We start from the raw sequence: 3,358 nt of genomic DNA on the forward strand, positions 1-3,358 counted from the left end.
CGATGCGGAAATTGTGGATTATTATGTAAATAGTTGGAATGATCCGGGTCTTGCGTGTAAAGCAAGCACTCTAACCAGCTGAGTTATGCGCCCCTAAAAAACTTCATAATATGGAAGCAGTTACCCAAAAGCAACTTCCCCTCTTTTGTTTTTTTGAAGCTCCGCTTCAAAAAAAGACAGCACAGAAAAACCGACTGACCACAGTCAACCTTCCCTCTCCATGTTTTTTTGAAGCCCCGCTTCAAAAAAAGACAGCCTAGGCAAGCGGCTGACCGAAGGCAACTCACCCTCCTCATGTTTTTTTGAAGCCCCTGCTTCAAAAAAAGACAGCCTAGGCAAAGCGGCTGACCGAAGGCAGCCGCTGCATCTCTCTAATTTTTTTGAAGCTCTGCTTCGAAAAAATTAGTCCCTCTTAAAGCAGCGGCTGATGGGAGTCGAACCCACGTCTCCAGCTTGGAAGGCTGGGGTAATAGCCGTTATACGACAGCCGCCAGATACGGACATACAAAAAACTGTTAAAAACTGAAGTTTTTAGTTGTTTTCTTATAAATCCGTCTATTAAAACCTTATATTGATACTTACAAAAACGGCAAAAAATGTCAATAGGGGGACTTATCGGCTTTAATTACAAAGGCAAGCACTTTTACCGCCGCTTCCCAACACCAAGAAGGGATAAAATCGCCCGGTTTTACGCTTGTGTCCAGAAGGGCGGCAAGAGCCGAATCTTCCACCACCGCTACCCCAGCCTCTTGTGCAATTTCAATTATTCTCTGCGCTTCCCTGTCTCTGCCCGACGCCAAAAGCACAGGAGCGGGATCGCCGGAAGTATAGCCGATAGCTGACGCAATCTTTCTTTTTTTCATTAAACTGCCTCATCTATAGAAGAAAAATTTTCCGCAAAGGAAGATTCATAGGGGAAAGGTTCTGTCATATTTTTTATATTGATATGTTCGAGGGGAATATTAAAAAGGGTAGCTAATTCACTTTTAAGTTTGGAATGAGCTTTTTGTGAAAGCTCGTCTTGAAAATAGACAGATAAACGCATAGGTTTGTCGTTTGCGGACTCCGTAACAAAAAGCCATCTTTTATCGGGCGTTGCCTCTGCGGTTTCTAAAATATCCAACGCCATGCAGACAGCCGGATTTGACGAGCGTTTGTCATCGAGCAATATCCTCATTGAGACATTGTAATTTTTATCGGCTTCTTCAAAATCAAAGGGGAGGACGATCCAGTGTTGCCCGTTTTTACACGGCAACCTGTTAAGAACTTCAAGGAGCGGAGTTTGCTTTTCTTTTTCTAAAAACATTTTTTTAAGACTGTCCGCTGTAAGTTGAGGAGAGGAAACTTCGCCATATTGAGGCTTTTTTGCAGATTCAGTCTTAAAAGAATTTTTTTCTTCCTGTTCATCTTGTTCCCTATTGTGCCGTCTCCGCTGACGGTCATCGTCTTGCCGCCGAGAATCGGGATCAACGGCTTGCGAGTACGATTCAAGTCCTTTTGGGGTTAGCTCCACCTCTTTGCTTTCAACTGCGGCGGCGGAAAGCGAAAGTGCTTGACGTGTTTTTTCCGTTGCAAAAGAGGGGTTTGGGGCTTCTGTGGCGGTTGCGGTCGCAGAAGACTGATTTGTGTTTTGCGAAGTATTAGAGGCTGGCGGTGGAAGAGCGTGTCGACGTAAATCGGCAAGCAGTTGGGGTTTTAAGGGGAGAGAAAAAACACGGGCGAAGGAAATTACAGAAGACGAAAGTTTATCTTGCGGTAATCCAAAGGCGGCGGAGAGAGACGCTGCGGAGCGAGGAGTGTTGGAACTTGAAGCGACAGATGATTTGGGAGCGTTTGCAACGGGTTGGCTTTTTACCGCATCGGTTTTTTTTGAAAATAATTCGGTATTGTTAGTTTGCTGATTTATTTTATCTATCATTTTATACGATGAGCGTGTTCCACAATCATATCTCTAATTTGTTCGGGATTATATTTGCCCGTATCAATTATTAAATCTACAAATTTATAATCATCGGTATCAATGCCATAAAGACGCAAGTATCTGTCGTGATCCTGTTTGTCACGGTGGGCTGTAAAAGCGGCTACTTCTTCAAGATTGCCGCCTTCCCTGTTTACAATCCGAGCCGCCCTTGTCTGCGGAGTTGCGTCAAGGAAGACTTTCAAATCCGCTTCTTTTAATACCCAAACAGCAAGACGAGAACCTAATACACAACCGCCGCTTTCAGCGGCAAGTTTTGTCTGCCGAGCGTCTACTTCCCTGTCTATTGAGTCGTCTTTTCCGGCAAGCTCAAGTATATCTTTTAGAGTTACATTTTTTTCTTCCGCCAAAGTGCGGAATGTAAAATTGATAAACCGTAAATTTAATTTTTCCGAAACCATTCTGCTGACTGTGGTGTTTCCGCAACCGCTTCTTCCCGAAATAGCAATTTTAATGTCCTTCTTCATCTTTCACCCCTATAAGACATTATTAGACTTGTTCAACAATCCGGTTTGTTGTTGAACAAGTCTATTCAATATTTCTTAACTGCTCTCTTATATTCTCCAACATTTCTTTCATACTTACAACTTCGCTTGTTACTTCTATTATAGCGCTTTTTGAACCGATTGTGTTGACTTCGCGATTAATTTCCTGACATAGAAAATCCAGTTTTTTACCAGGTCGCGAATTTTTTTCGGTCTCCGCTCTGAATTCCGCAAGATGAGAGGTAAGGCGGGAGATTTCCTCAGAAATTGTATACTTTAAAAGTTGAGGGGCGGTTTCGGCAAGCACTCTGTTTTCATCTACCTGATTCCCAAGCAATTCCGCAAACCGCGTTTTGATATTATCTTTTAAAGTTTGTTCAATTTCAGGAACAAACAAGGAAACTTTTTTTAACGATGATTCCAACGCTCTAAGATGAGAAAGAATATCTTCTTGCGTGTGTTTGCCTTCCCTGTCCCGTTCCTCGCAAAATATTTTAACAGCGTCATTTAACAGTGGTTCAATTTCTCGCAGATAGCGTTCATTATCACGGTTTTTTTCTATCTCTAAAACGCCTTCCATTCCCAAGATTGTTGACAGCGACGGTTTTTCTTTTATGCCAAGGTCTTTCGCCATTTCATTAATAGCTTTGTAATATGCCTTTGCAGCTTTTTTATTTACGCTTATATTCACAGGCGTGTTATATTCCCTTATACGGATAAAAACATCGACCTTTCCCCTGCCGCAGTTATCTGAAATCTTTTCACGGATTTCTGTTTCCAACATTGAAAGCCACGGCGGAAGACTTACTGATATTTCCAGATAGCGGCTGTTACAGCCTTTAATTTCCACAGAGACCGATAACTCCTGCCCCGGTTTTTCCCGGTATGCGTAACC

Annotated in this window: 4 protein-coding genes and 1 tRNA gene; all 5 read right to left on the bottom strand. The window is 42.7% G+C overall.

What is annotated here, in order from left to right:
- Positions 1 to 419: 419 nt before the first annotated feature.
- A tRNA-Gly gene (locus tag ACYVTD_RS10825) sits at positions 420 to 491 on the bottom strand.
- A 108-nt stretch (positions 492 to 599) separates the two neighbouring features.
- Entirely contained in the window at positions 600 to 863 is a 264-nt protein-coding gene (locus ACYVTD_RS10830) for an EscU/YscU/HrcU family type III secretion system export apparatus switch protein (protein ID WP_461247784.1), read from the bottom strand.
- Positions 863 to 1,918 carry a hypothetical protein gene (locus tag ACYVTD_RS10835; RefSeq protein ID WP_461247785.1) on the bottom strand — a complete coding sequence of 352 codons (1,056 nt, stop codon included), beginning with the start codon at positions 1,916 to 1,918 and terminating at the stop codon, positions 863 to 865. The genes ACYVTD_RS10830 and ACYVTD_RS10835 overlap by 1 nt, the downstream gene beginning before the upstream one ends.
- Positions 1,915 to 2,445 carry a (d)CMP kinase gene (gene cmk, locus ACYVTD_RS10840; protein WP_461247786.1) on the bottom strand — a complete coding sequence of 177 codons (531 nt, stop codon included), beginning with the start codon at positions 2,443 to 2,445 and terminating at the stop codon, positions 1,915 to 1,917. The genes ACYVTD_RS10835 and cmk overlap by 4 nt, the downstream gene beginning before the upstream one ends.
- Positions 2,446 to 2,506: 61 nt before the next feature.
- Positions 2,507 to 3,358 (bottom strand): YicC/YloC family endoribonuclease (locus ACYVTD_RS10845; protein ID WP_461247787.1); only part of this gene is annotated, 852 nt, incomplete at its 5' end.

Source organism: Treponema sp. R6D11 (assembly GCF_054786075.1).